Annotated in this window: 25 protein-coding genes and 1 pseudogene; 11 read left to right on the forward strand and 15 right to left on the reverse strand. The window is 73.6% G+C overall.

Annotated features, from left to right (window positions below; translation table 11 throughout):
* Positions 1-82: 82 nt before the first annotated feature.
* The 9 genes from QC282_RS16055 to QC282_RS16095 all read right to left on the reverse strand — a co-directional run bounded on the left by QC282_RS16055 (position 83) and on the right by QC282_RS16095 (position 10,086).
* A complete protein-coding gene (locus QC282_RS16055; RefSeq protein ID WP_279550082.1) occupies positions 83-559 on the reverse strand; it encodes a DUF3574 domain-containing protein in 477 nt (158 codons plus the stop codon).
* 20 nt (positions 560-579) lie between these two features.
* Positions 580-1,914: an ABC transporter ATP-binding protein gene (locus QC282_RS16060; RefSeq protein WP_279550084.1), complete on the reverse strand. Its 1,335-nt coding sequence runs from the start codon at positions 1,912-1,914 to the stop codon at positions 580-582.
* A gap of 171 nt (positions 1,915-2,085) precedes the next feature.
* Positions 2,086-2,838, reverse strand: coding sequence for a class F sortase (locus tag QC282_RS16065; protein ID WP_279550085.1), 753 nt, complete (start codon positions 2,836-2,838; stop codon positions 2,086-2,088).
* Positions 2,839-2,854: 16 nt separating this feature from the next.
* Entirely contained in the window at positions 2,855-3,427 is a 573-nt protein-coding gene (locus QC282_RS16070) for a hypothetical protein (protein WP_279550087.1), read from the reverse strand.
* A gap of 99 nt (positions 3,428-3,526) precedes the next feature.
* Positions 3,527-4,768, reverse strand: a complete 1,242-nt coding sequence (locus tag QC282_RS16075; protein ID WP_279550088.1) for an MFS transporter — start codon at positions 4,766-4,768, stop codon at positions 3,527-3,529.
* Between the two features lie 31 nt (positions 4,769-4,799).
* Complete coding sequence (locus tag QC282_RS16080; protein ID WP_279550089.1) at positions 4,800-6,314, reverse strand: citrate:proton symporter; 1,515 nt, start codon at positions 6,312-6,314, stop codon at positions 4,800-4,802.
* A gap of 135 nt (positions 6,315-6,449) precedes the next feature.
* Positions 6,450-8,702 (reverse strand): molybdopterin oxidoreductase family protein, encoded by a 2,253-nt coding sequence (locus tag QC282_RS16085; protein WP_279550091.1) that lies wholly within the window; start codon positions 8,700-8,702, stop codon positions 6,450-6,452.
* Between the two features lie 145 nt (positions 8,703-8,847).
* Entirely contained in the window at positions 8,848-9,465 is a 618-nt protein-coding gene (locus tag QC282_RS16090) for a TetR/AcrR family transcriptional regulator (RefSeq protein WP_279550166.1), read from the reverse strand.
* Positions 9,466-9,546: 81 nt separating this feature from the next.
* Positions 9,547-10,086: a hypothetical protein gene (locus tag QC282_RS16095; protein ID WP_279550092.1), complete on the reverse strand. Its 540-nt coding sequence runs from the start codon at positions 10,084-10,086 to the stop codon at positions 9,547-9,549.
* A gap of 209 nt (positions 10,087-10,295) precedes the next feature.
* Between QC282_RS16095 and hmgA the strand changes: the two genes are divergently transcribed.
* The 3 genes from hmgA (at position 10,296) to QC282_RS16110 (ending at position 13,710) form a co-directional block, all read left to right on the forward strand.
* Positions 10,296-11,648: a homogentisate 1,2-dioxygenase gene (hmgA, locus tag QC282_RS16100; protein ID WP_279550094.1), complete on the forward strand. Its 1,353-nt coding sequence runs from the start codon at positions 10,296-10,298 to the stop codon at positions 11,646-11,648.
* A 27-nt stretch (positions 11,649-11,675) separates the two neighbouring features.
* Complete coding sequence (locus QC282_RS16105; RefSeq protein WP_279550095.1) at positions 11,676-12,425, forward strand: GntR family transcriptional regulator; 750 nt, start codon at positions 11,676-11,678, stop codon at positions 12,423-12,425.
* Between the two features lie 118 nt (positions 12,426-12,543).
* A complete protein-coding gene (locus QC282_RS16110; protein WP_279550096.1) occupies positions 12,544-13,710 on the forward strand; it encodes a type ISP restriction/modification enzyme in 1,167 nt (388 codons plus the stop codon).
* A 420-nt stretch (positions 13,711-14,130) separates the two neighbouring features.
* Here QC282_RS16110 and QC282_RS16115 read toward each other — a convergent pair whose 3' ends face one another.
* Positions 14,131-14,400 carry a hypothetical protein gene (locus tag QC282_RS16115; protein WP_279550097.1) on the reverse strand — a complete coding sequence of 90 codons (270 nt, stop codon included), beginning with the start codon at positions 14,398-14,400 and terminating at the stop codon, positions 14,131-14,133.
* 115 nt (positions 14,401-14,515) lie between these two features.
* Positions 14,516-14,990, reverse strand: a pseudogene (locus tag QC282_RS16120) (anti-sigma factor); the annotation flags it as partial.
* A 462-nt stretch (positions 14,991-15,452) separates the two neighbouring features.
* Here QC282_RS16120 and QC282_RS16125 point away from each other — a divergent pair.
* Entirely contained in the window at positions 15,453-17,069 is a 1,617-nt protein-coding gene (locus QC282_RS16125; RefSeq protein ID WP_279550099.1) for a serine/threonine-protein kinase, read from the forward strand.
* A 4-nt stretch (positions 17,070-17,073) separates the two neighbouring features.
* On the opposite strand, the gene QC282_RS16130 is transcribed toward QC282_RS16125, so the two are convergent.
* Positions 17,074-17,880 (reverse strand): SGNH/GDSL hydrolase family protein, encoded by an 807-nt coding sequence (locus QC282_RS16130; RefSeq protein WP_279550100.1) that lies wholly within the window; start codon positions 17,878-17,880, stop codon positions 17,074-17,076.
* 327 nt (positions 17,881-18,207) lie between these two features.
* Between QC282_RS16130 and QC282_RS16135 the strand changes: the two genes are divergently transcribed.
* The 3 genes from QC282_RS16135 (at position 18,208) to QC282_RS16145 (ending at position 21,520) form a co-directional block, all read left to right on the forward strand.
* Positions 18,208-19,413: a S8 family peptidase gene (locus QC282_RS16135; RefSeq protein ID WP_279550102.1), complete on the forward strand. Its 1,206-nt coding sequence runs from the start codon at positions 18,208-18,210 to the stop codon at positions 19,411-19,413.
* Between the two features lie 212 nt (positions 19,414-19,625).
* Positions 19,626-20,720 carry a DUF5925 domain-containing protein gene (locus QC282_RS16140; protein ID WP_279550103.1) on the forward strand — a complete coding sequence of 365 codons (1,095 nt, stop codon included), beginning with the start codon at positions 19,626-19,628 and terminating at the stop codon, positions 20,718-20,720.
* Between the two features lie 20 nt (positions 20,721-20,740).
* On the forward strand, positions 20,741-21,520 hold the full coding sequence (locus tag QC282_RS16145; protein ID WP_279550105.1) for a DUF72 domain-containing protein: 780 nt from the start codon (positions 20,741-20,743) through the stop codon (positions 21,518-21,520).
* A gap of 189 nt (positions 21,521-21,709) precedes the next feature.
* Here QC282_RS16145 and QC282_RS16150 read toward each other — a convergent pair whose 3' ends face one another.
* The gene (locus QC282_RS16150; protein WP_279550107.1) at positions 21,710-22,078 is read right to left on the reverse strand and encodes a GntR family transcriptional regulator; all 369 of its coding nucleotides are present in this window, start codon (positions 22,076-22,078) and stop codon (positions 21,710-21,712) included.
* A 70-nt stretch (positions 22,079-22,148) separates the two neighbouring features.
* Between QC282_RS16150 and QC282_RS16155 the strand changes: the two genes are divergently transcribed.
* Together QC282_RS16155 and QC282_RS16160 are read left to right on the forward strand one after the other, a co-directional pair.
* Positions 22,149-23,078, forward strand: coding sequence for a GNAT family N-acetyltransferase (locus QC282_RS16155; RefSeq protein WP_279550108.1), 930 nt, complete (start codon positions 22,149-22,151; stop codon positions 23,076-23,078).
* Complete coding sequence (locus QC282_RS16160; protein ID WP_279550110.1) at positions 23,059-23,559, forward strand: DUF402 domain-containing protein; 501 nt, start codon at positions 23,059-23,061, stop codon at positions 23,557-23,559. The genes QC282_RS16155 and QC282_RS16160 overlap by 20 nt, the downstream gene beginning before the upstream one ends.
* A 216-nt stretch (positions 23,560-23,775) precedes the next feature.
* Here the strand turns inward: QC282_RS16160 and QC282_RS16165 are convergent, their stop codons facing one another.
* Positions 23,776-24,387, reverse strand: a complete 612-nt coding sequence (locus QC282_RS16165; protein WP_279550111.1) for a class I SAM-dependent methyltransferase — start codon at positions 24,385-24,387, stop codon at positions 23,776-23,778.
* Positions 24,388-24,526: 139 nt separating this feature from the next.
* Here QC282_RS16165 and QC282_RS16170 point away from each other — a divergent pair, with 139 nt between their 5' ends.
* Entirely contained in the window at positions 24,527-24,661 is a 135-nt protein-coding gene (locus QC282_RS16170) for a hypothetical protein (RefSeq protein WP_279550113.1), read from the forward strand.
* A gap of 26 nt (positions 24,662-24,687) precedes the next feature.
* On the opposite strand, the gene QC282_RS16175 is transcribed toward QC282_RS16170, so the two are convergent.
* A complete protein-coding gene (locus tag QC282_RS16175) occupies positions 24,688-25,233 on the reverse strand; it encodes a GNAT family N-acetyltransferase (RefSeq protein WP_279550114.1) in 546 nt (181 codons plus the stop codon).
* 199 nt (positions 25,234-25,432) lie between these two features.
* Here QC282_RS16175 and QC282_RS16180 point away from each other — a divergent pair, with 199 nt between their 5' ends.
* A complete protein-coding gene (locus tag QC282_RS16180; protein ID WP_279550115.1) occupies positions 25,433-26,470 on the forward strand; it encodes a lytic polysaccharide monooxygenase in 1,038 nt (345 codons plus the stop codon).
* Positions 26,471-26,481 lie beyond the last annotated feature (11 nt).

Below are 26,481 nucleotides of genomic sequence, written 5' to 3' on the forward strand. Positions count from 1 at the left end.
GTCCGGACCCCAAACTAGCGCCGTTAGTTTTCCGGCACCAGGGGCGGTCCGCATGGCGCGGCTCACCCTGCCCGGCGGTGGCTCAGAAGTCGACCCTCGTCCGGATGTCGACCCGGGCCACGGACTCCTGCCCGAACGTCTTCTCGTACGCCCGGCGGATCTCCTCGATCTTCCGGTCGCTCGCCCGGGCCTGCGCCACCGGGTAGAGCAGGACCAGTTCGTACGACCGCTCCTTCTCGATCCGGCCGTGCGCGTCCCGCCACTGCCCGCGCCCGGTCTGCACGGTCAGCCCGGCCGGGAAGTCGGGTGTGACCTCCTGATCCACGAAGGCCGTGAACTCCTCGTCGGTGACGGCCGGGCCGCCGTCGGGCCGCTCGGTGCCGAAGAACAGCTGGGTCTCGACGTACGGCGCGCCGCGGGCGGGCACGGCGTCCGACACGGCGGCGGCCGGTGTGGTGCCGGCGTCGTCGAGGCCGGCGTAGGCGGCGGGCGCGGCGACGGCCAGCACCAGGCCGGCCGTCGCGAGGGCCGTGCGGCCCCGGGTGAACCGGAGATTCATGGGCTCGTCCCTGTGGGGGGTCATGTTCCGAGGTCCGGCAGCCGTGCCGGGGTGGGGCAGATCCGTTCGCCGTTGTGGTCGAAGACGAACATGTGGGCGAGGTCGACGAGGAGCGGGACCTGCATGCCGTGCCGCAGGGCGATGTCCGGGGTGGTGCGGACGATGAGGTCGCCGGGCACCCGGGGTTCGGCGCGCGCGGGCTCGGGCTCGTCGTCGGCGGGGTGGTCCAGGACGACCACCGGTCCGGCGCGCAGGCCGCCCGCCTTCTCCCTGAGCCGGTCCAGGACGGTGCCCTCCCGGCGCCGCCTGCGGACCGGGCGCGCGGGACGCGGCGCCTCCAGGTCGGGGACGACGGCGGGGCGCGAGCCGGTGTTGAAGTGGACGAGGTTCTCGTGGCCCTGGTACTCCACGTGCTCCACGAGGCCGGTGATCGCCACCTCGCCGGCCCGGGCGGCGGCCGGCTTGGCGATCCGCACGGCCTCCGAGCGCAGGCCCACGATGACCTCGCGGCCCTGCTGGACGCGGAGCAACTGGTGGTCCAGGGACAGCGGTTCGGGCAGCCGCAGGAACTGCTTGCCGAGGCTGATGGTCATCGCGCCGTCGAGGGGCGCCCGGACCAGGCCGCGCAGCAGGTTGATGCGCGGGGTGCCGATGAAGGCGGCGACGAAGACGTTGGCGGGCAGCGCGTAGACCGCGCGCGGGGTGTCGACCTGCTGGAGGAGCCCGCCGCGCAGGACGGCGACCCGGTCGCCGAGCGACATGGCCTCCGACTGGTCGTGGGTGACGTAGACGGTGGTGACGCCCAGGTCGCGGGTGAGTTGGGAGATCTCGGCGCGCAGGTGGTTGCGGAGCTTGGCGTCGAGGTTGGACAGCGGCTCGTCCATCAGGAAGGCCGAGGGGTGGCGCGCGATGGCCCGGCCCATGGCGACGCGCTGGCGTTCACCGCCGGACAGCTGGCTCGGGAAGCGGTCGAGGAGGTCCTCGATGCCGAGCATGCGGGCGGTGGCGTCCACGCGCGGGCGGGGGTCGGCGCCGGGGTTCTCGATGCGCAGCGGGAAGCCGATGTTGTCGCGGCTGGTCATGCTCGGGTAGAGGGCGAAGTTCTGGAACACCATCGCCATGTCCCGCTCGGCCGGCGCCAGTTCGTTGGACAGCTCGCCGTCGAGGAACAGCCGGCCCTCGTCGATCTCCTCCAGGCCGGCGATCATCCGGAGCACCGTCGACTTGCCGCACCCGGACGGGCCGAGCAGCACGAGGAACTCGCCGGGCGATATGTCCAGGGACAGCCGGTCGACCACGCGGACACCGCGGGTGTAGGACTTGCTCACGTCGTGCAGGGAGATGGCGCGTGTCATGAGAGGTGCCCCCGAGGGCTCACTGGGCGCTGGTGCTCCGCGGTCGGACGCCCCGTACAGGACGTACGGGGCTGTGGGTCACGGAAGTTAACGGAATGTGCGCACCCGAGGGAAGAGACAGGGCGGGATCGGGGGGTCCGGCTCAGCAGGTGAGAAAGCGGATGCCCAGATTCAGTCGGCCGGGTGGGCCCGGCCCGGGTCGCGGACCTGCGTGAGGTGGGCGAAGACGACCACGTTGCCCGAGTAGCCCTCGCGCCGGTCGTAGGTGCCGCCGCAGGTGATCAGCCGCAGTTCGGGGCGGCCCCGGTGGCCGTACACCTCCTCGTCGGGGAAGTCGTCCTTCTCGTACGACTTCACGGCGTCGACCGTGTACACGGCGGTCCGTTCGTCGGCCCGCCGGACCTCGATGCGGCGGCCGGGCGTGAGTTCGCCGAGGCCGGCGAAGACGGCGGGGCCCTTCATGGTGTCGAGGTGTCCGACGGCGACGGCGGTGCCGTTCTCGCCGGGTGTCGGCCCGCCCTCGTACCAGCCGACCAGGTTGGGGTCGTCGTCGGGCGGGGCCGTCATCCGGCGCTGCGCGTCGAGTTCCAGGCCCATGACCGGGGCGTCGACCCCGATGTGCGGGACCCAGAGGCGGGTGGCACGGGACGGCGGCAGCGGCCGGGGCGCGGCCGGGGGACGCGGCCTCGCGGACGGGGCGGCCGGGGGTTTCGGTCCGGCGCCGGGCGGGGCGGCCGGGGCCGCCGTCCGTGCGGGAACCCGCTCGGCGGCGTGGGACGTGCCGTCCGGGCGGGTCGCCGCGGGGCCCGGAGCGGCGGCGACCGCTCCGGGCTCGTCGTCCTGGGCCCACCAGACGCCGCCCGCCACCAGGCAGCCGGTCACGAGGACCGTCCGCGTCAGGCGGTAGGCGCGCGTCCGGCTCATGGGCCGGCCCCTGCGCTCAGGAGGCCGTGCCATCGGCGCGACGACGGAACCGGAGCCAGGCAACTCCGCCGATCGCGGCCAGGCCGACGCCCGCGGCTCCGGCGACCGGGGTGAAGGCGTCGTCGCGGGCCAGGCCGCCGCCGCCCGCCGGGGGACCGCCGTTGGGCGGGCTGGCCGGGTCGTCGGGGCAGTCGACCTTGAACACCTTGTGCTTGTCGTCGCCCAGGCCGCCGACGATCTTCCAGGTGACCTTGTACGTGCCGTCCGGCAGCTTCATGTTCTTGGTCTTGCCGGCACCGGTCGGCAGCGCGAGGACGCCGCTCTCGCTGGGGCCGCCCGGGACCTTCGGCTGGGTCTCGACGGTCCAGGTCACGGTCTGGCCCGGGTCGAAGTTGAAGGCGGCGAGGTAGAAATTGCACACCTTCGGCTCGTTGACGGGGTCGTCGGACGCGGTACCGACGGAGTGGACCTTGATGTCTCCGTTGTCGCCGGGGGCGGCGACGGCCGTGGGGGCCACGAGGAGCGTGGATCCCGCGGCGGCGAGAACCGCGAGCGCGGCGGCGCGGCGCGGACGGACCGAGGTGGTCATGTACTTTCCTCCGAGTCAGGTGATTTTCATACAAATCACTCTTCACCTGACTCTTAGTCACCTCCGTCACGGAATGCGGTGACCACGCCGTACGAACCGTCAGATGTCGCCCTTTCGGCTCAGAGAGGGGCCGGATTCACGCGCCCCGGGGGCCGCGGGCTCCGGATCGGCGGCAGGCCGGGCCGGTGAGCGCAGCGCGACGCCCGAGGAGAGCAGCAGCAGCGCGCCGAGCATCACGAACGGCGCGGCGACGCCCGCGACCCCGGCCACCAGACCCGCGGCGGCGGGCGCGGCCACCTGGCCGAGCCGGTTGCCGGTCAGCCGCAGGGCGAGCGCCGTGGAGCGGGCGGTGTCGGGGGCGGCCTGCACGACGGTCGTCATGGACAGCGGCTGGCCCACGCCGAGGCAGAAGCCGAGCACCGCGAGCATCACGCCGAGCGCCCACACCGGCACCGGCAGCGCGATCCCGGCGCACAGCACGGCGGCCAGCAGGCAGGTCACGGTCAGCAGCAGGGTGCGGCCGAGCAGCCGCAGCAGGGGCGTGAGCACCAGGCGGCAGGCGATGGTGGCCGCCGCGCGCAGGCTGAGCAGCACGCCGACGACCGAGGGCGCGATGCCGCGGTGCTCGCCGACCACCGGGAGGTAGGCGGTGAGGACGTCGGTCGCGGACAGCACCGAGAGGCTGATGAGGATGCCGCCGGGCACGCCCCGCGCGCGCAGGATGCCCCGCACGGGCACGCGATCTGCCCGCCGGGCACGGGACTTGGCCGTCGTACGGTGCTCGATGCGCCACAGCGACGTGCAGGCGACCGCGGCTCCCGCCCCCGCCACGAGGAGCGCGAGGGCGCTGCTGCGCGCCATGTCGTGGCCGCCGATCAGCGCGCCCGCGGCGACCGGGCCGACGAGCTGGCCGAGGGAGGCGCCGATCGTGAAGTGGCCGAAGTTGCGGTCCTGTTCGTGCGGGGCCGACTGGCGGGCGACGAGCGACTGGGCGCCGATGACGAAGCAGAGGTGCCCGAGCCCCATCACGCCGCTCCACAGCGCCATCGCCCACAGGGAGCCGGCGACGCCGCTCAGGGCGCAGCCCCCGGCGATCAGGACGACGCCGGCCGGCAGCAGCGGCGCGCAGCGTCCGTGGTCGGTGCGGCGGCCGAGGGGGACGGCCGCGAACAGCGGCAGCAGGGCGTAGACGCCCGCGATGACGCCCACCGCCCGCTCGTCGGCGCCCAGCGCGAGGGCCCGGTAGGAGACGGCGGGCCGGGCCATCGACACCGCCCCCTGCGCGAAGCCGAAGGCGATGACGAGGCGGAGCAGCCAGCCGCGGTTCCCACCGGGCCCCATGGTCGTGTCCTCCCTGGAGGCGGGTCGAGGGTCAGATGATGCCGAACAGGATGCCCGCGCCGAGGACGACCAGACAGGTGAGGACGGCCCACTTCACGACGAAGCGGGTGTGGTCGCCGAACTCGACCCTGGCCATGCCGACCAGGACGTAGACGGCCGGGACGAGCGGGCTGGACATGTGCAGCGGCTGGCCGACGATCGAGGCGCGGGCGATCTCCACCGGCGACACCCCGTGCGCGGCGCCCGCCTCGGCGAGGACCGGCAGGACGCCGAAGTAGAAGCCGTCGTTGGACATGAAGTAGGTGAGCGGCAGGCTCAGCAGGCCCGTGACGAGGGCCATGTGCGGGCCCATGCCGTCGGGGATGACGTCGACCAGCCAGCGGGCCATGTGGTCGACCATGCCGGTGCCCTGCAGGACGCCGGTGAAGACGGCGGCGGCGAAGACCATGCCGGAGACGTTCAGGACGTTGTCGGCGTGGGCGGCGAGCCGGGCCTTCTGGTCCGGGACGTGGGGGAAGTTGACGGTGAGCGCGAGCGCGGCGCCGAGCAGGAACAGCACCGGGATCGGCAGCCACTCCATGATCATGGCGGTGAGCAGGCCGACCGTGAGCAGCGCGTTGAACCAGTACAGCTTGGGCCGCAGAGTGGGCCGGTTCGGGTCCAGGCCCTGGAGGTCGGCGTCCTCGTCGGCCGGCTCCCCGGGCGCGGCGTCGGTGCCGGAGCCCGAACCGCCGGTGCGGGCGGGGGCCTTGCCCTTGCCGGTGCCGCCGGTGCCGCCGGTGCCGCCGGTGCCGCCGGTGCCGCCGGTGCCGCCGGTGCCGCCGGTGCCGCCGGTGCCGCCGGTGCCGCCGGTGCCGCCGGTGCCGCCGGTGCCGCCGGTGCCGACCAGGATGGTCTCCGGCTCCTCGACGAGCACGTCGTCCAGCGTCAGCACGCCGAGCCGCTTGCGCTCGCGCAGGCCGAGGACGTACGAGAGGCCGAGGACGGCGAGCAGGCCGACGGCGAGGGCCGGGATCATCGGGACGAAGATGTCGCTGGCGTCCAGCTTGAGGGCGGTGGCGGCGCGGGCGGTCGGGCCGCCCCAGGGCAGGGTGTTCATCACGCCGTTGGCCATGGCGGCGACGCCGGTCATCACGACCAGGCTCATCTTCAGGCGCTTGTACAGCGGGTACATCGCCGAGACGGTGATCATGAAGGTGGTCGAGCCGTCGCCGTCCAGGGAGACGATCGCGGCGAGGAGCGCGGTGCCGACGACGATGCGCATCGGGTCGGCCCGGCAGAATTTCAGAATCCCCCGGACGATCGGGTCGAACAGCCCGACGTCGATCATCACGCCGAAGTAGACGATCGCGAACATGAGCATCGCCGCGGTGGGGGCGAGGTCGGTCACGCCGTCGATGACGTAGTCCCCGAGATGGGCGCCCTTGCCGACGAACACGCAGAACAGCGCGGGGATCAGCACGAGCGCCGCGATCGGCGACATCTTCTTCATCATGATCAGGACCAGGAAGGTCGCGATCATGGCGAAGCCGAGGATGGTCAGCATGAATGGATACCTAACGTTCGCCCTTGAACATCCCACCAGGGCCGGCGGTGCGAGCGACGTTAGGTCCCGTCGAGCGGCGTTAACAAGATGTTGACCTGCGAGCAATAAGCGCAAAACTCCAGGTCACAGCTTTGCTCAGGTCACCGGGCCGGGCTTTTCGGCCGCGGGCGCGAGTTCGACGGGCACGCCGTTGAGGACCGCGTTGCCGGACAGCGGGTCGAGCAGGCTGCCGTCGAGGAGCTGGTTGACGTTGACGCCGGGATCGGTCGCGGCGTGCCGCAGCCGGGTGCCGGGGCGGTCGTGTCCCCAGCCGTGCGGCAGGCTCACCACGCCGGGCCGGACGGCGTCGGTGACCTCGGCGGGGGCGGTGACCTCTCCCCCGGCGCCCGTCACCCGCACCGGGGCGCCGTCGGTCACGCCGAGGCGGGCGGCGTCGTCCGGGTGGATGTGGAGGGTGCAGCGGTTGGTGCCGCCGGTCAGGGCGGGCACGTTGTGCATCCAGCTGTTGTTGGAGCGCAGATGGCGGCGGCCGACGAGGACGAGCCCTGCGGCGCGTTCGGTCATGGCCCGGCGCAGGCGCGGCAGGTCGTCGGCGACGGGCCCCGGCAGCAGTTCGACCTTGCCGCTGCGGGTCTTGAGCGGCTGCGGCAGCCGGGGCGCGAGCGGGCCGAGGTCGATGCCGTGCGGGTGGTCGAGCAGCTTCGCCAGGGACAGCCCGTCGGGACGGGCACCGAAGCCGTCGCCGTACGGGCCGAGGCGGAGCATCATGTCGAGCCGCCGCTCGGGGCCGTCGACGCCGGTCAGTCGCGCGGCGAGTTCGCGCGGGTCCCGGCCGTGCACCGGGGAGTGGGCCTCGGTCACCGCCTTGCCGAGGGTCTGCTCGATCACCATGGCGTCGACGGCGGCCGGGTCGGCGCCGTGCATCCCGGTCACCGCGAGGATCAGGCGGGCCAGGATCTCCGTCTCGGCCATGCGGCCGGGTTCCAGCGGGACGGCGGGGCGGGTGTAGCGGACCTGGTTGCGCACGGCGAGCGTGTTGAACGCGAAGTCGTGGTGCGGGCTCTGGGCGGGCGGGGGCGGCGGCAGTACGACGTCGGCGTGGCGCGAGGTCTCGTTGAGGTACGGGTCGACGCTGACCATGAAGTCCAGGCCGCCCAGGGCCTTGTCGAGACGGTCGCCGTCGGGTGCGGACAGCACCGGGTTGGCGGCGACGGTGAGCACGGCGCGGACCGCTGCCCCGTCGGCGGTGGCGGTGTCGATCTCCTCGGCGAGCGCGGACAGCGGCACCTCGCCCTTCGCCTCCGGATGCCCGCTCACCCGGGAGTGCCAGCGCCCCAGCGCGAATCCGCGCCCGGGTCCGGCGGGGCGCGGCGTCCGGTCCGTGGCGGCCTGCGGGAAGAGGGCGCCGCCGGGCCGGTCGAGGTTGCCGGTGAGGATGTTGAGGACGTCCACGAGCCAGCTCGCGAGGGTGCCGTGCGGGACGGTGCAGGTGCCGATGCGGGCGTAGACGGCGGCGGTGGGCGCGGCGGCGAGTTCGCGGGCGAGGGTGCGGATCGTGCCGGCGTCGACGTCGCAGGCGCCGGCGACGGCCTCGGGTGTGAAGTCCCGTACGGCGTCGGCCACTTCTTCGAGGCCCTGGAGGTGCGGGGCCAGGTCGCCCGGATCGGCCAGGTCCTCCTCGACGAGGACGTGCGCCATGGCCGCGAGGAGCAGCGCGTCGGCGCCGGGACGGATCGCGATGTGCCGGTCGGCGAGCCGGGCGGTGCGGGTGCGGCGCGGGTCGATCACGGTGAGCGTGCCGCCGCGGGCCCTGAGGGCCTTGAGCCTGCCGGGGAAGTCGGGGGCGGTGCACAGACTGCCGTTGGACTCCAGCGGGTTGGCGCCGATGAGGAGCAGGTGGTCGGTGCGGTCCAGGTCGGGCACGGGGATCAGGTTGGCGTCGCCGTACAGCAGGCCGCAGGACACGTGCTTGGGCATCTGGTCGACCGTGGAGGCGCTGAAGACGCTCCGGGTGCCGAGTCCGCCGATCAGGAGCGGGGGGTAGAGGCCGCCGGCCATGGTGTGCACGTTGGGGTTGCCGAGGACGACTCCCACGGCGTTCGGGCCGTGGCGCTCCACGACGGGGCGGATGCCCGCGGCGACGGCGTCGAAGGCCTCCTCCCAGGTGGCCTCGCGCAGTTCGCCGTCGCGGCGGACCAGCGGGCCGCGCAGCCGGTCGGGGTCGGCGTCGACGGCCCCGAAGGCGGCGCCCTTGGGGCAGATGAACCCCTTGCTGAAGACGTCGTCGCGGTCGCCGCGGGCGGAGGTGACACGGGTGCCCTCGACGGTGAGGGTCAGCCCGCAGGTGGCCTCGCACAACGGGCAGATTCGCAGGGCGGTGCGGGACACGGGTCCTCCCGGGGGGTGGCGGCGGCGGTGACGCCCGACGTCCGCGAGCATACCGACCGGTAGGCATGGTGGGGAGGCCCTTGCGGGCGCGGTCTGTCGCGTCGAGGCCCTTCCCGGGGAGGGCTCCCTGCCGGGCGCCGCCGGGTCAGTCCAGCACCCGCGCCAGATACGCCCGCAGGATCTCGCGCGTCTCCGCGATGATCTTCGGGTCGCCCCCGGGAGCCATCCGGAAGGCGAGGTGGACCAGCGTGTCCGCGGTCTCCACGGCGACGAGGAAGGTGCGCCGCAGTTCCTCGTCCGGCTCGCGGCGCAGATGGCCGGCGAGCAGTTCGGTGAAGCGGTCGGCGACCCGGGTGTTCGGCTCGCCGTCGCGCGCGCCGACCGGGATCTGGTTGCCGAAGTCGACCAGGGAGAAGCCCGGCGCGGTGCGCTTCATCTCCAGGTACTCGTCCAGGACGGTGTCCACGGCCGCGCGCCAGCCCTCGCCCCCGGACTGCCGCAGGCGCTCGGTGATCCGGTCGGTGTAGCGCTCCAGGTTGCGCTGGGCGAGCGCGTCGACCATCTCCCGCTTGTTGCCGAAGAACCGGTAGACCGAGCCGATGGGCACACCGGCGCGCTGCGCGACGTACCGGGTGCTCAGGGCGTCGTAGCCGACCTCGTCGAGCAGGTCGGCGCAGGCGTCGAGGATCCGGGCCAGCCGTTCGGCACTGCGCCGCTGTACGGGAGCGCGCCGTAGCGATGTCGGGTGGGGCACGAGGCTCATCATGCCGTTTGCGGGCCCTCCGGTGAACCTCACCCCTGAGGTCCGGAGCCCGAACTCACCCCGGACGTCCGGGGTCCGGGCTCACCCGCCGGGTCCGGCGTCCGCCCCGCGGGCGCCGGGCGCGGGCCCCGGCCGGGACACGGTGATGGCCGCGGTGCTCTCCACCGGCTCTCCGTCGACCGCCCACACGGTGCCGTCGTCGGCGTAGAGCCGGGCGGTGACGTGGTGGGTGCCGCGCGGGACGGCTGGCAGCCGGTGCTCGCGGGTGTGCAGCCGGGTGACGAGCCGGCCGTCCACGTAGAGGTGCGCGAGCCCCTGCCCCGGGACCGCGCGCGCCCGTTCGCCGGGCGGCGAGAGGCGGAAGTCGCGCAGTCTCAGGCGTACGTCCCAGCTGCCGTCGTCCTCGGGCTGCACCTCGATGCCGATGCGCGGGGCGTGCTCCCCGCCGATCTCGCGATAGCGCCGGCCCTCCTCGTCGGTCTCGTCGAGGAGTCGGCCGACCGCCGCCGGCGACTCCCCGTTCCCCGTCTCTCGCGCATCACCGGAGCCGCAGCCCGCGGATCCGGCCGACAGCGTGACACAGACCGCGAGCACGGCGAGGATGCCCCGCGTCCACGACATGCCGGGGAGCGTAGAACACGGGTGCGACCGGCCGGATCCCCCTGAAGTCTGGTTCTCGTCGTTCCTGATGAGGATGCGGTGGGGACCTTGAGGAGGAGGCCCGTCCGCGGGGACCGGCGACCTCTTGCGCGAGGGAAAGCGTAATCCTATGGTTAGGCATAGGAATCGAGACCCGGTTCGGGCAGGCGTGGGACGGCGAGGGAGCGATCATGAGCGATGGGGGCACCGCCCGGGTGAGCGCGTTCGAGCGCGGCGAAGCGCGGAAGACCGCCGAGGGGCTGTCCTATCTGTCCGGCTTCGGCAACGAGCACAGTTCCGAGGCCGTGCCGGGCGCGCTGCCGCAGGGCCGCAACTCGCCGCAGCGGGCCCCGCTCGGGCTGTACGCGGAGCAGCTGAGCGGCTCGGCGTTCACCGAGCCCCGGGCGCACAACCGGCGTTCGTGGCTGTACCGCATCCGCCCGTCGGCCGCGCATCCGGCGTTCACCCGCACGGGCAACGGCGCGCTGCGCACGGCGCCCTTCACGCAGACGGTCCCCGACCCGAACCGGCTGCGCTGGAACCCGCTGCCCGAGCCGCCCGCCGGGACGGACTTCCTGGCGGGCCTGTGGACCCTCGGCGGCAACGGCGACGTCACCCAGCGCACCGGCATGGCCGTGCACCTCTACCACGCGAACTCCTCGATGGAGCGCGTCTTCGGCGACTCCGACGGCGAGCTGCTGATCGTGCCGGAGAGCGGCGGACTGCTGCTGCGCACGGAGTTCGGCCTGCTGCACGCCGAGCCGGGCGACGTGGCGCTGGTCCCGCGCGGCGTGCGCTTCCGCGTGGAGCTCCTCGACGACACCGCCCGCGGCTACGTCTGCGAGAACTACGGCGCCCCCTTCCGCCTCCCCGACCTCGGCCCGATCGGCGCCAACGGACTCGCGAACCCGCGGGACTTCCGCGCCCCGGTCGCCGCGTACGAGGACGTGGAGGGGCCGGTGGAGGTGGTCAACAAGTACTGCGGCAACCTCTGGTCCGCGCGCTACGACCACTCGCCGCTCGACGTCGTCGCCTGGCACGGCAACCACGTGCCGTACGTGTACGACCTGCGCCGCTTCAACGTCATCGGGTCCGTCTCCTACGACCACCCCGACCCCTCGATCTTCACGGTGCTGACCTCGCCGTCGGACACGCCGGGCCTCGCGGGCGTGGACTTCGTGGTGTTCGCCCCGCGCTGGCTGGTGGGCGAGGACACCTTCCGTCCGCCGTACTTCCACCGGAACGTGATGAGCGAGTACATGGGCCTGGTGGAGGGCGCCTACGACGCGAAGGCCGAGGGCTTCGTGCCCGGCGGGGGCTCGCTGCACAACATGATGTCGGCGCACGGCCCGGACCGGGAGACGTTCGACCGGGCGAGCGCGGCCGAGCTGAAGCCGCAGAAGGTGGACGACGGCCTGGCGTTCATGTTCGAGACGCGCTGGCCGGTGACGCTGACGCCGCACGCGGCCCGCGCGGAGCACCTGCAGCAGGGCTACGACGACGTCTGGCAGGGCCTTGAGCGGCACTTCCGCCCCTTGCACTGAGCATGGCCGACCGGTACGGATGAGCCCGTGACCTCCTTCGCCCCGGACTCGATCGTCCTGAACCGCAAGCTGCCGCTCTGGTACCAGGTGTCGCAGTCGCTGCGCGCCTCGATCCTCGGCCGCTCGCCCCGGGACCCGCTGCGCCTGCCCACCGAGGAGCAGCTGGCCGGGCACTACGGCGTGAGCGTGCTGACCATGCGGCAGGCGCTCAAGGAGCTGGAGGAGGAAGGGCTCATCACGCGGCACCGCCGGCGCGGCACGTTCATCGAGCCGCACGCCCGGCGGGGCGCCCCGGTCCGGCTGCTCGGCTCGGTGGACGCGATCGTGGCCCAGCAGTCCGGCATGACGACCGAACTGCTGGACCACGGCAGGGCCCCGGTCCCGGCCGAACTCGCCGAGCACTTCCCGGATCTCGGCGAGGTCGCCACGTATCACCGGCTGCGCAGCGACGAGAAGACCGGTGAGCCGACCAACCACGCGCGCAACTACGTGCGTCCGGAGCTGGCCGACCGCATCGACCTGGAGGACCTGGTCCGCTGGCCGATGACGAAGGTGCTGCGGGACGTCGTCGGCGCGGACATCAGCCGCATCACGGACACCGTGTCGGCGCGGCTCGCGGACCCGGAGACGGCACGCCTGCTCCAGGTGCCGCTGCTGAGCCCGATCCTGCACTACACGGGCGTGACGTACGACGCGCGGGGCCGGGCGCTGGACGCGGCGGTGATCCATTACCGCGGGGACTGCTTCTCCTTCACGGTGACGCTGGACGCCACGTAGGCCCGGCTCGGCGCGCCTCGCCCCGGACGCCTGCGCGGACGCCTGGGAGGCGCCGGGTGCGCGCGGGCGGCCGTGTGCCGGGCGGTCCCCGGCCGCCGTCCGGGGCGGCCGTCGTACGATGCCGGGCGTGACGCACGACGACGCTCCGCCGCTGGCGGACCTCATGCCGTGGTCCGTCGCACCGCCGCGCATCGGCCGGGGGTGGCCGGCGGCACCCGACCCGGCGTCCCTGAGGGCCCGCTGGGAGGCGCTGGTCAAGGCCGAAGGGGCCGACCGCGGGGCCCTGTTGGAGCCGACCCGCTCCCGCACACTGCACACGGCGGTGGGGCAACTGCCGGGCCGCACCGGCGGCACGGAACGGCTGGCGCGCGCCTCGGGCCCCTGCCCGGAGCCGGTGCGGGTGCTGTGCGCACCGTTCGACGAGCAGTGGCTGATCCCCGACCACCGGCTGATCGACGCGGCGCGGCCCGAGCTGTGGCGGGTGGCGGACGGTCACCAGATCTTCACGGTGGAGACGGCGGCGGGCCCCGAGCCGGCCGGGCCGGTCCTGCTGGCGACGTCCCTGCTGCCGTTGGCGCGGCCGGGCCGGGTGCGCCCGCTGTACCGGCGGCCGGGCGGCGGCGAACCGAACCTCGCGCCGGGCCTGCTGGAGCACCTGGCCGAGCGGCTGGGCCACTCCCCCGCGCCGGTGGACGTGCTGGCGTGGACGCTGGCGGTGATCCGGCCCGGCGGCGCGGTGCCCCTGACCCGTGACCCCGAACTGTGGTCGCGGGGCGTGGCGTTGGGGCACCGCATGCTGTGGCTGATGCGCCGGGACGGCGAGCGGCCCAAGCTGCCGGGCGGGCGGCGCCCTTATGTGCGCGCCCCGCTCCCCACCCGCCCGGTGACGGTGGACTACGACCGGGACGAGGAGGCGCTGCGCCTGGACGAGGGCCGTATCTCGCCGGTGCCGCCGGAGGCCTGGGACTACGAGGTGAACGGCGCCCGGGTGCTGGAGCAGTGGTTCGCGGCCCGCACGGCGCCGGCCGAGCCGGGCACGCTCGCGGCGATCCGCCCGGCCACCTGGCCGCAGACCTGGACCTCGGAACTCCTCGAACTGATCACGGTTCTGACGCTGCTCGCCGAACTGCGCCCGCAGCGGGCGGAGTTGACGATCACCGCGCCCCTCACGGCGTCGGACCTGCGCAGTGCGGGCGTGCTGCCGGTTCCGGAATCGGCCCGCAGGCCGGCCTCGGTGCTCGACGCGCACGAGGAGGGCCCGGAGGGCCAGCTGGCGTTGATCTGACGGGTGCGCGGCCGGTGGTGCGCCCGGGTCCGTGGCCTGCCGTGCGCCCGGTCGCGGCCTGCCGGGTCGCGAGGCCTCGCGGAGCGGGGTGACGGCGCCGGGGCGGCTCGGACGTCCGAGCCGACGGGACCGACGGACTGACGGGCTGCCGGGTGGCCCGCGACGCTCCCCGAGGGGAGGCCGGCCGGCGCGGTGACGAGGGACGTGCGCGGCGGCCGGAGAGTGGTGGACGGGCCTGCCTGCCGCGCGGGTTGAACGGGATCGCGGGCGCCACCGTCGTCAGTGCGGGCGGGACGGCGGCGGGACGAAGGGGTGGTACCCGCGCTCGGAGCGCACCTGGGGCGCTGCCACGCGCCGTGGGGATGACGGACGGCGCGAGCGCAGCGCCGTGCCGGGGCGGTGCGGCCGACGAGCGCGGGCCTACCTGCTGCCGAAGAGCGTGCGACGCAGCCGGCGCAGCGGAGCGAAGAGCGAAACGCGCCTGACGCGCGCACCCCTGCCGCTGCGGCCGTGCGTGGTGTCACGCGCGGTCAGCTCACGCATCAGCGAGGTCGCCTCGATCGTCTCCCGCTGCGGGACGGCGGGGCCGCCCAGCACCGCGAGGTGGCGGTCGAGGCGCGAACTGGTCGCGCTGCTCCCACAGGTGATCGCAGGGACCCTCGCCCTGCTGCGCACTGTTATCTGTTCCATGTCACTCCCCACCCGTACGAGTCCACCCGGCCCGGGCAGAGTAACCCTATCGCCCTCATGGGGCACTCGTGTATCGCGGTCACAGGATTCACCTTCCCCGCAAGGCGGTTGACGATTACTCTCCGAATCCGACCGATTTCAGGGAGAGTTGGACAACGGGCTGGCCGGTGGGTTGCGCCGATCCCCCGTCCGGTTCGACGGTCACGGCGAGTGACGTCGCGGACCGCTCGACACCGGTCGCCACGAGGGGCGTGTCGCCGTCAAGGAGGCCGAGGGAGCGCGGTCGGGCGCCCGGGCGCATGAGCCACAGCCGGTGCTCCCGGCCGTCCGGCGGCTCGTCGTGTCCGGCTGCGGTGACGACCGCGCGCCCCACGGAAGCGGAAGCGATTACTCCGATACTGCGCCCCCGGGCGTCCCGGCCGGTCGCGGCGCGCGTGTCCGGACGCGGCGAGAACGTGGGCGATCTCACGTGCCCGGTCCCGTTCGGCGGTCCGTTCGTCCTGTGTCCGGGCGGCCTGGACGACGAAGAGAGCGGCGACGACGAGGGCCCCGGCGGCGGTCGCCGTGGCGAACGGAATGAGCAACGGAATGAGCAGGGGGCGCATGCGGGGCGCAGGCGTGCGCGCCGGGAGCGGCTCGGCCCACACGCGCGAGGGCGACCGCCAGCGCCTGGTGGCCGAGTTGCGGCAGCGGCGCGGCCCCACACACACACGCGCGGGCGACCGGGTGCTCAGTGTCATCGCTCGCACCGGCATCCGCGGCCCCCACACGCGCGAGGGCGGCCGTACGGTGCGCGCGTGGCGCCTGCCGCGGTGCCGGTTCCTGCGGCGTCGCGCGTACGACGGCCAGGAGCGGGCCGGGACGCGGGGGACTCACCGGCCCTCGGAGGAGTTCCGGGCCGCCCGGCTCCCTGGTGCGCCGCGCCGCCGGGCTCCGGCTTCGTCGGCGTGGCCCCGGGAGCCGGACTGGTGTTCAGGAGGGCCGCATCCGCACTCGGCTGAGTTACGTTCGTGGGGAAGCGCACAACAAGCGGATGATTCGCCCGGCTGCGAATGGGGGCGCCCGTGTCCGAAGAACCGGGCAGTGAGCGAGTGATCGCCGGCCGTTACCGACTGCTGTCGCCGCTCGGCGAGGGCGGCATGGGGACGGTGTGGCGCGCCCGTGACGAGGTCCTGCGCCGCGAGGTCGCCGTCAAGGAGGTGCGCGCCCCGGCGGGGCTGCCGGCCTCCGACGTGCAGCGGCTGTACGCCCGTCTGGAGCGGGAGGCGTGGGCGGCGGCCCGAGTCGCCCACCGGAACGTGGTGACCGTGTACGACGTGGCGACCGACGAGGGCCGCCCCTGGATCGTCATGGAGCTGGTGCGCGGCCTGACCCTGGCCGAGGTCCTGGACGCCGAAGGGCCGGTGCCGCCGCGGCGCGCGGCGGCGATCGGCGCCGAGGTCCTCGCCGCGCTGCGCGCCGCGCACGGCGCGGGGGTGCTGCACCGGGACGTGAAACCGGCCAACGTGCTCATCGCGAACGACGGCCGGATCGTCCTCACGGACTTCGGGATCGCCACGGTCGAGGGCAGCTCCGCGCTGACCATGACCGGTGAGGTCCTCGGCTCACCGGAGTTCCTCGCCCCGGAGCGCGCGCTGGGGCGCACCCCCGGGCCCGAGTCCGACCTGTGGTCGCTGGGCGTGCTGCTGTACGCGGCGGTCGAGGGCCACTCCCCGTTCCGTCAGGACACGCCGCTGAGCACCCTGCGGGCGATCGTCGACGAGGAGTTGCCGCCGCCGCTCCGGGCGGGGCCGCTCGCCGCGGTCATCGAAGGGCTGCTGCGCAAGGACCCGGCCGAGCGGATGCCGGCCGAGCCGGCCGAGCGGGAGCTGCGGCTCGTGGGCGCGGGCGGCACACCGCGCGCGGGCGCGGTGGAGGCCTCCCCGTCCGCGCCGACGGTGGCGGGTCATCCGCGGCCGGCGCCGACCCCGCCGGTGCCCGTCCGGCCCGGTCCCGGCCCGGACACCACCACGACGGACGCGGGGCCCCCGGCACGCAACCGCCGTGCCGCCGCCGTGCTGGTCGCGGGCGCGCTCGCCGCGGTCCTGGCGCTGGGCGGGCTGACCTACGCGCTGCTGGACGACGGCGACGGGGGTGACGGCGGGGGCGGCACCGGTACGAACGTGCCGAGCGCGGGCGTGAGTTCGCCCGCGGAGACGGGCAAGAGCACGCGGCAGACGGGCGGTTCGAGCAGCGCGGCCCCTTCGGAGACGCCGAGCAGCGGCCCGGCGACCACGCGGCCGCCGCAGTCGGTCACGGTGAGCCTGACGGGCGCCAACACCGCGTACTCGGGGAGCTGTCCGCCGCCGCACGGGCGGGCCCCGGCCTTCACGGCGACGTTCACGGTGGGCAGGCTGCCCGCGCGGGTGAGCTACCGGTGGGTGTCGCGGGACGGCGAGGTCCTGGACTCGGGCTGGCGGACGCTGTCGTTCCCGGAGGGCGGCGGGCGCAGCAGGCAGGAGACGGCGCTCGTGACGACGTACGACGACAGCGGGACGTCCGAGAACGCGGTCAGCGTGGAGGTGCGGTCCCCGGTGCGCACCGGGGCCGGCCCGGTGCCGTTCTCGGTGACCTGCGTGGCGGAGACCCCGACGGACGAGGCCTCCGCCTCCGCGACGCCTTCCCCGTGACGGGTCAGGCGACGTTGTTCAGCACCGGCAGGTAACCGCCGGACTGGCCGGCGGCGGTGGGGTGGTACGAGTCGCCGATGTTGGTCCAGTTGACACTGTGCAGCCAGGAGCTGCCGGAGCAGATCTCGTGGCCGCTGAAGGTGGTGCGGACGTCCCCGAACAGGAAGCCGCGGCTGCGGGCCACCTCGGCGGTCTTGTTGTTGAGGTGGTCGGAGGCGTCGTTGATCGCCTTGCGCTTGGTCTCGGACAGGCCGAGGCAGGAGGTGCCGAGCTTGTAGAAGCGGGGGTAGCCCAGCACGACGACCTTCGCCGACGGAGCCTTGCTGCGGATCGCCGAGTAGACGTTGTTGAGGTTGCCCGGCAGCGTCGAGTCGACGTAGGCGCGGGCGGTGGCGATGCGGGACAGGCAGGCGCTGTCGGACTGGAGCACGCAGGTCGTCATGACGTCGGCGAAGCCGGCGTCGTTGCCGCCGATGCTGATGGAGACAAGGCTGGTCGAGGAGTTGAGCGGGCCGAGCTGACCTGACAGGACATCACCCGTACGGGCGCCCGAGCAGGCCATGAAGGAGAACGACGAGGGTGAGTTGGCGGCCGCCCAGAGGTAGGGGTGGGCCTTCGTGCTGCGCTTGCAGTCGCCGCTGGAGCTGATGTAACTGCCGGCTCCGACTCCCGAGGCGTAGGAGTCGCCCAGGGCCACATAGGGCCCCGACGCGGCGAGTTGTGCCGCCGTCGCCGTGGTCGCCCCGGTGAGGACGGAGCCGACGGCGAGGAGGAGCGAACTCACAAGGACGGCAATGCGGGAACGTCTCATGGAACCTCCCTATAGCAGGATCTCTGCATACAACTTCGGGACCAGCTACGCGTGTTGACTAGCAGTGTCCATGCCAAGTCATTCCCCTTCGGTACGGCGTTCACCCATCCGCTTTCCGGCCGCAGTTGGGCCTGTTTTGTTACGTGCCCACGACAAATTTGTTGACGGGCGTTCAAACCTCTTGTCCTACGGGCCCAGTAGATCCACTCTTTACTCCGGCCGGTGAGCGGAACGCGACGCTCTCGGCCGTGCGTGCGACGCGCCCGCACCCCCCACAGACGCGTGCCCCACCCAGGCACGCGCGCCTAAGAGGAGGACTCCCTCGTAATGGCACAGCTGCGCAGCAAGAGACTCCGGATCGCCGCCACGACCACCCTGGCGACCGCCGCCCTCGTCGGCGGACTCACCGCACTGCCCGCCCAGGCCGCCCCCGCCGAGGGGACCGTGCTGGCCGCCGGCTCCCCCTCCGCGGTCAAGGACAGCTACATCGTCACGCTGAAGAAGGCGGCCGGCTTCAAGGCCTCCTCGACCACGGGCAAGAACCTCATCAAGGAGTACGGCGGCACGGTCAAGAAGACGTTCGGCGCCGCGCTGAACGGCTACACCGCCACCCTCTCCGCCGACGAGGCCCGGCGGCTCGCCGCCGACCCGGCGGTGGCCTCCGTCGAGCAGGACCAGCGCGTGCGGGTCGCCGCCACCCAGACCAACGCCCCCTGGGGTCTGGACCGCATCGACCAGACCTCCCTGCCGCTGAACGGCACCTACACCTACCCGGACACCGCGGGCAGCGGCGTGACCGTGTACATCATCGACACCGGCGTGCGCATCACCCACAGCCAGATCAGCGGCCGGGCGGTCAACGGCTACGACGCCGTCGACGGCGACAACGTCGCCCAGGACGGCAACGGCCACGGCACCCACGTGGCCACGACGGTCGCGGGCAGCACGTACGGCGTCGCCAAGAAGGCGAAGATCGTGGCCGTCCGGGTGCTGAACAACAGCGGCTCCGGCACCACCGCCGGCGTGATCGCGGGCGTCGACTGGGTGACGAGGAACCACTCCGGCCCCTCGGTCGCCAACATGTCGCTCGGCGGCGGCGTCTCCAGCACGCTGGACAGCGCGGTCCGCAACTCCATAGCCAGCGGCGTGACCTACGCCGTCGCCGCGGGCAACAGCAACACCAGCGCCTCCTCCTCGTCCCCGGCCCGCGTCGCCGAGGCGATCACGGTCGGCGCCACCACCAGCACGGACGCCCGCGCCAGCTACTCCAACTACGGCTCCGCGCTGGACATCTTCGCCCCCGGCTCCTCCATCACGGCCGGCTGGCACACCAGTGACACCGCGACGAACACCATCTCCGGTACGTCGATGGCCACCCCGCACGTCGCGGGCGCCGCCGCCGTCTACCTCGCGGGCCACCCCTCGGCCACGCCGTCCCAGGTCGCCTCGGCGCTGGTCAACGGCGCGACCACCGGCAAGGTCACCGGCGCGGGCACCGGCTCCCCGAACCGCCTGCTGAAGCTCGTTCCGTAAGTACGGCGCCGGCCCGGCCGGCGACGCCCCACCAGAACCACCGGTCCCCGGAGGCACTTCGGCCTCCGGGGACCTTTCGTCGTCCGCGAAACCCACCCGCACGGCCCGAACCGGCGGGGCCGCCACAGGTGTTGCCGAACCACCGAAGGGGACAGGGCGCGCGCCCGGGAAACCGGGTGCACGCGGCGTCCGCGTGCCGGATCATGGACGGCATGTCTGCGAACCCACACGACGCTCTGCCGATCCGGCTCAACGTCGACGACTCCGACTCCCCGTCCGACGTCGTCGACGCGCTGTTCCTCGGCCGCTTCGCGACGGGCGAGCAGCCGTACTCGCACGCGGCGAACATCGAGCGCGTCCGCTCCGGCGCGACCCTGCTGCCGCCCGGCGCCCGCGTGCTGCGCGCCGCCCGCGACGACGACCGCAGCGCCGTCCTCGCGGAGGGCGACGGCTGGACCGTGCTGGTCTCCCGCTGGAACCGGGGCGCCGACGTCACGGTGACGGCGACCAGCGCCGAACTGGCCGCCAAGGTCCTCGACCAGGCCACCGAGGGCGCGGCCGACGAACCCGAACCCCAGCCGGAGAACGTGACGATGGGGTTCTGGTACGTCTCACCGCGGCGCGGCCCGCACCGCACGACCCGGCAGATCTCCGCGGGCACCTGGGACGAGGTGCGCGGCAACTACACGGCGCCGGTCGCCGACGCGATGGACCGCCTGATGAAGACGACCCCAAAGGACATCGCCGGGCGGCTGCTCCTGCTGCACGGTCCGCCCGGCACCGGCAAGACGTCGGCGCTGCGCACGCTCGCCCGGTCCTGGCGTGACTGGTGCCAGGTGGACTGCGTCCTGGACCCGGAGCGGCTGTTCTCCGACGTCGGCTATCTGATGGACATCGCGATCGGCGAGGAGGACACCGCGGGCAAGTCCCGCTGGCGGCTGCTGCTCCTGGAGGACTGCGACGAACTGATCCGCGGCGAGGCCAAGCACACCGCCGGACAGGCGCTGTCCCGCCTGCTGAACCTGACGGACGGCCTGCTCGGCCAGGGACGCAACGTCCTGGTCGGCGTCACCACCAACGAGGACCTCGAACGCCTGCACCCGGCCGTCGTCCGGCCCGGCCGCTGCCTGGCCCGCATCGAGGTGGGGCCGCTGACCCGCCGGGAGGCGGTGAACTGGCTGGGCACCGAGGAGGGCGTCGGCCGCGAGGGCGCCACGCTGGCCGAGCTGTACGCGCTGCGCCGGGGCACCTCGCCGACGTCGCTGCCGGAACCCCGGGAGGGCGCGGACGCCGGGCTGTACCTGTAGCGGGGTGCTTTGATGGACGTATGACCCTGTTCGTCGGGACGTCGGGGTGGCAGTACAAGGACTGGCGGGGCGTGCTCTACCCGGCCGGGTGTCCGACGCGGCTGTGGCTGGAGGAGTACGCGGCACGCTTCGACACGGTGGAGATCAACAACGCGTTCTACCGGCTGCCGTCCCGGGAGACCTTCCAGGCCTGGCGGGAGCGCACGCCGGAACACTTCGTCGTCGCGGTGAAGGCCAGCCGGTACCTCACCCACATCAAGCGGCTGAAGGACCCCGAGGAGCCGGTGGAGCGCCTGATGAGCCACGCCGCCGGGCTGGGCGACCGCCTCGGTCCGGTCCTGCTCCAGCTGCCGCCGACGCTGCGCTGCGACCCGGCCCTGCTGGACGCCTGCCTGGCCCGCTTCCCCGCGTCGACGCGGGTCGCGGTCGAGCCGCGCCACGCGTCGTGGTGGAACGGGGAGGTCCGCGACGTCCTGACCGCCCGGGGCGCCGCCCTGTGCTGGGCGGACGTCCTGGCCCGCCCGGTGACACCGCTGTGGCGCACCGCCGACTGGGGTTACGTCCGCTTCCACCAGGGCCGCGCCAGGGCGTGGCCGCGCTACGGCAGACAGTCCCTGCGGACGTGGGCCGAGCGGATCGCCGACACCTGGCCGGAAGGGCGGGAGGGGCCGGACGATGCGGACGGGCCGGACGTCTACGCGTACTTCAACAACGACCCGAACGGGGCGGCGGTGCACGACGCGGCGACGTTCGCGAGGGCGGCGCGGTCGGCGGGGCTCAGGCCCACCCGCACGCCGTGACCGGCTCCCGCCCGGCCGGGGCCGTGTCGGCGAGGCGGCGCTGCCGCGCGACGCCCGGCCCGCACCGGACGCCGAGCGGCACCGGCACCTCGCGGACTCGGCCCAGTCCCCGTAAGCCGCGCGGACTCGGCCCAGTCCCCGTAAGCCGCGCGGACTCGGCCCAGTCCCCGTAAGCCGCGCGGACTCGGCCTAGTCCCCGTAAGCCGCGCGCAGGGCGTCCCGTACGGCTGCCAGCGCGTCGGACTCCGTGTGCCCGAGTCTGCGCGCCCGCTCGACGTAGGCCTGTGCCGCCGACGCCAGTTCACGCTCCGCCGCCGAACCGGCGGCGGCCACGAACGTGCCGTTGCGCCCCCGCGTCTCGATCACCCCGTCCGCCTCCAGCGCCCGGTAGGCCTTGGCGACCGTGTTCGCGGCGAGCCCCAGCGACTCGGCCAGCCCGCGCACGGTCGGCAGCCGGTAGCCCACCGGCAGCGCGCCCGACCGGGCCTGTTCGGAGATCTGCGCCCGCACCTGCTCGTACGGCGGAGCGCTGTCGTCGATGTGGATCTTCAAGTTCACCGCCCGATTGTCCCGCACGCGACGGAAAATGAGAGGCATCCGGCGGCCTCCCCCCGTAGCGTGCGCCTCCATGACCGTGATCGTGCGCAACCTCCGTCCCGGCGTCAGAGCCGACGCGGAGGGCTTCTCCCTGGTCCGTCTCATGGCGGTCCCCTTCATGCTGTCCACGCCGGAATCCGTGCTGCACAACCTGACGCACTCCCACCCGGACGCCCACTTCACGCAGCTCGTCGCCGAGGAGGACGGCGAGATCATCGGCACCGCCCAGGTCAGCCTCGCCCACGAGAGCCCGGAGCCCGGCCGGGGTTCCGCCAACGTCTACGTCCGCCCGGACCGGACGGGGCGCGGCGCCGGATCGCTCCTGGCCCGTACCGCCGAGGAACTGCTGGCCTCCCTCGGCGTGACGAAGGTCTTCTCGTGGGTCCCGGACGAGCCGGCCAACCGCGCGTTCGCCGAGCGGCGCGGCTACACGGCGAGCCGCTCGGCCCACTTCCTCCGACTGGATCTCGTGAACGGCACGCTGCCACCGCTCCAGGACCCGCCGCCCGGCGTCGAGTTGCGCACGGGTGCCGACTTCGCGGACGATCCGCGCCCGATGTTCGAGCTGGACGCGGAGACCACGTCGGACGAACCGAGCGACATCGACGTCGAGTTCACCGACTACGAGGCCTGGCTGGCGGAGACCTGGCGGCATCCCCTCCTCGATCTCGCCCTGACCTCGGTCGCCGTGGTGGACGGCCGCCCCGCCGCCTTCACCGCGGCCTACACCGACGGCGGCACCCGCTACAGCACGGCGATGACCGGTACCGCCCGCGCCCACCGCGGCCGGGGCCTGGCCAAGCTCGCCAAGAACGACTCCCTGCACCGGGCCCGCGCCGCCGGGTACCGGGAGGCGTTCACGGGCAACGACGCGGGGAACGGGCCGATGCTCGCGATCAACAAGTGGTTCGGGTACGAGGTGGCCGGGACGGAGGTGCGCCATGTCCGCGAACTCTCCTGACGGCGCGCGCCGGGTGGAGGTCGTGCTCGTCAAGGCGGGCCGCACGAAGATCCGTTACCCGGCCGAGCTGCTCTCGGACGACGGCACGCGCGTCGCCGTGCGTGCCCCGTGGGCGGGCGACGCCGTCCGCGACTTCGGCTTCGTCCGCTTCGAGGCCGGTGACGTCTTCACGGAGTACTACTGGCGGGACCGCTGGTACTCCGTGAAGGAGGTCCGGGACGCCGGGGGCGGCCTCAAGGGCTGGTACTGCGACATCACCCGCCCCGCGGTCCTGACCGGGGGCGAGCTGGTCGTCGAGGACCTCGACCTGGACCTGTGGCGCTCGGCGGACGGCACGGACGTACGACGGCTGGACGAGGACGAGTTCGCCGCGAGCGGGCTCGCGGAGCGGGACCCCGGGGCCGCCGCGCGCGCCATGGCCGCCCTGGACGAGCTGGAGAACCTCGCCCGCGGCGGCGGTTTCGAGGCGCTGACGGCCTAGGCGGGTCCGCGAAGCGGCGTCGTCGCCCGGAGGGCGGTCGGCCGCGCGGCGTCCGGTGGGTGCCCCGGGGGTCCCCCCGGCGGGAGGCTGGGGAGTGCCGCCCGGAAGCGCTCGTACTGGGCGCACTGGGGCTTTCGGGCGGTGCGGCGAGAGGGGCGTGCCGGACGGCGCGCGGCAGGCGCCGCTTCGCGGACACGGCCCAGGGCCGCGGGCCGCTCAACCCGTCGTCGCCACCACCGCGTACCGCTCGTCGGTCACCGCCTTCCCCCACAGCAGCGGGTCGTTGGACAGCGGCTCCACGCGCACGTGCCCGGTGAGGGGCGCGAGCAGGGCGGTGAGCCGGTCGGCCGGTATGCCGACCGGGCCGGTCTCCCCCCACACGCCCTCCACCAGCACCAGCCGCCCTCCGGGGCGCAGCAGCGACCACCAGCGCCGCAGCACGCGCGCGGGGCCTGGCAGCGTCCACAGCACGTGCCGTACGAGCACGGCGTCGAAGCGCCGGTCGCCGACCGGTGGTGCCGCCGCGTCACCGACGAGGAACACCGCGTCACGTCCGGCGAGTTTCCCGCGGGCCAGGGCCACCATGGCCGGGGCCAGGTCGACACCGGTCACGCGGTGTCCCTGCTCGGCGGCGAGGAGCGACAGGCTGCCGGTGCCGCAGCCGAGGTCCAGGACGTCGCCCGCCCGCTCGGGCAGCCAGGAGCGCAGCCGGGCGTCCCAGGCACGGCGCGTCGCCGGGTCGCGCAGGCCGTGATCGGGCGCCTCGTCGAAGGTGGCTGCCGCGGCTTCCCAGTCCTGCGGGGTTTGCGGAGCGCTGTTCATGGTCATGCACCCCAGAGTGACACCAGCCACTGACAGTCCGATTCGTGACAGCCGCCACTGACAGACCCGCGCCGATGAGTAACTCTCGCCGAACGTGTCTACCTCCGTGAGAACGCGGAACCCGGTAGCACTGAAGGAGGCAGCCATGCGCCGTGTGACCGTGCAGAAGCCCCTGAAGAAGACGGACGTCCGCCGAGTCCTGGAGGAGGCGGACGAGCGCCCCGCGGGGCGACCCGAGGTCCGCAAGGACATCGCCCGCACATGGTGGCCGGACTGCTGACGACGCGGCGCGACCCGTGAGACGCGTCAGGTCAGCCTCTTGCGGTAGTGGATGCGGTCGTACGGCCCCGCCACACGCCGCTCGACGACTTCGTAGCCGTACCTCGGATAGATCTTCTGGTTCTCCCACATCATCGCGTTGGTGTAGAGCCTGACTTCGGGCAGGCCGAGCGCACGCGCGTGTGCGTCCACGAACCGCAGCAGCCGTCGCCCCACGCCTCTTCCGTGGGCGTCGGGGTGAACGGCGATGCTGTCGAGGAACAGATGGTCCTGGAACGCCTCGACCACGACGAGCCCGACGACCCGCCCGCCGCCGGGTTCCCTCAACTCCTCCCCGGCCGACTGCCTGCCGGCCGGCTCCTCGCCGCCCGGCTTCATGCCGCCCAGGTCCTCGCCGCCCGGCTCCTCGGCGACGAACACCTTGCCTGCGGCCACGTTCGCCGCGTGGTCGGCCTCCATGGGCTGGGGCACCACACCGATGCGCTCGATGTAGTGCTCGTAGGCGGCGTCGGTGACGGCCTTCACGGCGGGTACGTCGGCCGGGACGGCCGGCCGGATCTCCTCGTCTCGCATGCCGCGAACGCTAGCTGTCTGAGCGCAGCCTGAGCACTCCCTTAACGCCGCCATAAGGATCGCCTCCACCCGCCCCCAGCAGGCGATTTCGCGGGTCCTCGGGGCTAGTTTCGGATCACCCCCCACGGGATCACGCCCGGGGTTCACCCCCGGAGCCCCCCATGTGATCGCGCATCAGGACCGTTCCGAGGAGTTCCGCATGCCCGTACGACGCAAGCCCGCACGCCGCGGGGCCGCCGCCGTCGCCGCCGCCGGCATCGCCCCGCTCGCCCTCACCGCGCTGTCCGCCGCGCCCGCGGCGGCCCACGGCTCGATGGGCGACCCGGTCAGCCGCGTCTCGCAGTGCTTCGCCGAAGGCCCCGAGAGCCCGAAGTCCGCCGCCTGCAAGGCCGCCGTGGAGACGGGCGGCACCCAGGCGCTGTACGACTGGAACGGCGTCCGCATCGGCAACGCGGCCGGACAGCACCAGCAGTTGATCCCGGACGGAAAGCTGTGCAGCGCGGGCGACGCGGCGTTCAAGGGCCTGGACCTGGCCCGCGCGGACTGGCCGGCGACGGGCGTGAACAGCGGCTCGTACACCTTCAAGTACCGTGTGACCGCCCCGCACAAGGGCACGTTCAACGTGTACATCACCAAGCCCGGTTACGACCCGGCGAAGCCGCTGGGCTGGGACGACCTGGACCTGGAGAACCCGGTCGCGACGGCCACCGACCCGGCGGCGACGGGCGGTTTCTACACGTTCTCCGGCACGCTCCCGGAGCGCTCCGGCAAGCAGTTGCTGTACGCGATCTGGCAGCGTTCGGACAGCCCGGAGGCGTTCTACTCCTGCTCCGACGTGACGTTCGGCGGCAGCGGCGCCGAGGCCGGAAGCGGCGACAGCGGCAGCGGCAGCGATGACGGCGCCGACGCCGGCTCCCCCACCCCCGCCGCCTCCGCGCCGTCCGACGACCAGATAGCCGCCGGTGCCGACAAGTCGACCGTGGAGAACCACGGTCACGGCGACGACGACCCCGCGACCTCGGCCGAGCCCGCCGCCGCCGCTGCGGCGGCGGACGACGACGGCACGCCGAACCTGCCGAAGGCGGCCGGTGCCGGACAGAACCTCGCCGAGACGGGCGGCGACAGCGGTACGCCGTACCTCGCGGTGGGCGGCGCCGCCGCGCTGGCGATCGGCTCGGCCACCCTGTTCGCGTCGGTCCGGCGGCGCGCGGCGGCGGGCGGACGCCGGGGTCGCTGAACCACCCCGGA

This window comes from Streptomyces sp. DH24 (assembly GCF_029813775.1).
Classification (GTDB): domain Bacteria; phylum Actinomycetota; class Actinomycetes; order Streptomycetales; family Streptomycetaceae; genus Streptomyces.

What these genes read in the sequence shown, in the direction of transcription:
- QC282_RS16160 (WP_279550110.1), top strand. Translation starts at nt 23,059, where the DNA reads ATGTCCGCGAACTCTCCTGACGGCGCGCGCCGGGTGGAGGTCGTGCTC.
- QC282_RS16180 (WP_279550115.1), top strand. Translation starts at nt 25,433, where the DNA reads ATGCCCGTACGACGCAAGCCCGCACGCCGCGGGGCCGCCGCCGTCGCC.
- QC282_RS16070 (WP_279550087.1), bottom strand. Translation starts at nt 3,427, where the DNA reads ATGACCACCTCGGTCCGTCCGCGCCGCGCCGCCGCGCTCGCGGTTCTC.
- QC282_RS16080 (WP_279550089.1), bottom strand. Translation starts at nt 6,314, where the DNA reads ATGCTGACCATCCTCGGCTTCGCCATGATCGCGACCTTCCTGGTCCTG.
- QC282_RS16115 (WP_279550097.1), bottom strand. Translation starts at nt 14,400, where the DNA reads ATGGAACAGATAACAGTGCGCAGCAGGGCGAGGGTCCCTGCGATCACC.
- QC282_RS16140 (WP_279550103.1), top strand. Translation starts at nt 19,626, where the DNA reads ATGTCTGCGAACCCACACGACGCTCTGCCGATCCGGCTCAACGTCGAC.
- QC282_RS16165 (WP_279550111.1), bottom strand. Translation starts at nt 24,387, where the DNA reads ATGACCATGAACAGCGCTCCGCAAACCCCGCAGGACTGGGAAGCCGCG.
- QC282_RS16065 (WP_279550085.1), bottom strand. Translation starts at nt 2,838, where the DNA reads ATGAGCCGGACGCGCGCCTACCGCCTGACGCGGACGGTCCTCGTGACC.
- QC282_RS16075 (WP_279550088.1), bottom strand. Translation starts at nt 4,768, where the DNA reads ATGGGGCCCGGTGGGAACCGCGGCTGGCTGCTCCGCCTCGTCATCGCC.
- hmgA (WP_279550094.1), top strand. Translation starts at nt 10,296, where the DNA reads ATGAGCGATGGGGGCACCGCCCGGGTGAGCGCGTTCGAGCGCGGCGAA.
- QC282_RS16060 (WP_279550084.1), bottom strand. Translation starts at nt 1,914, where the DNA reads ATGACACGCGCCATCTCCCTGCACGACGTGAGCAAGTCCTACACCCGC.
- QC282_RS16125 (WP_279550099.1), top strand. Translation starts at nt 15,453, where the DNA reads ATGGGGGCGCCCGTGTCCGAAGAACCGGGCAGTGAGCGAGTGATCGCC.
- QC282_RS16170 (WP_279550113.1), top strand. Translation starts at nt 24,527, where the DNA reads ATGCGCCGTGTGACCGTGCAGAAGCCCCTGAAGAAGACGGACGTCCGC.
- QC282_RS16095 (WP_279550092.1), bottom strand. Translation starts at nt 10,086, where the DNA reads ATGTCGTGGACGCGGGGCATCCTCGCCGTGCTCGCGGTCTGTGTCACG.
- QC282_RS16130 (WP_279550100.1), bottom strand. Translation starts at nt 17,880, where the DNA reads ATGAGACGTTCCCGCATTGCCGTCCTTGTGAGTTCGCTCCTCCTCGCC.
- QC282_RS16110 (WP_279550096.1), top strand. Translation starts at nt 12,544, where the DNA reads ATGCCGGGCGTGACGCACGACGACGCTCCGCCGCTGGCGGACCTCATG.
- QC282_RS16145 (WP_279550105.1), top strand. Translation starts at nt 20,741, where the DNA reads ATGACCCTGTTCGTCGGGACGTCGGGGTGGCAGTACAAGGACTGGCGG.
- QC282_RS16090 (WP_279550166.1), bottom strand. Translation starts at nt 9,465, where the DNA reads ATGAGCCTCGTGCCCCACCCGACATCGCTACGGCGCGCTCCCGTACAG.
- QC282_RS16175 (WP_279550114.1), bottom strand. Translation starts at nt 25,233, where the DNA reads ATGCGAGACGAGGAGATCCGGCCGGCCGTCCCGGCCGACGTACCCGCC.
- QC282_RS16055 (WP_279550082.1), bottom strand. Translation starts at nt 559, where the DNA reads ATGAATCTCCGGTTCACCCGGGGCCGCACGGCCCTCGCGACGGCCGGC.
- QC282_RS16155 (WP_279550108.1), top strand. Translation starts at nt 22,149, where the DNA reads ATGACCGTGATCGTGCGCAACCTCCGTCCCGGCGTCAGAGCCGACGCG.
- QC282_RS16135 (WP_279550102.1), top strand. Translation starts at nt 18,208, where the DNA reads ATGGCACAGCTGCGCAGCAAGAGACTCCGGATCGCCGCCACGACCACC.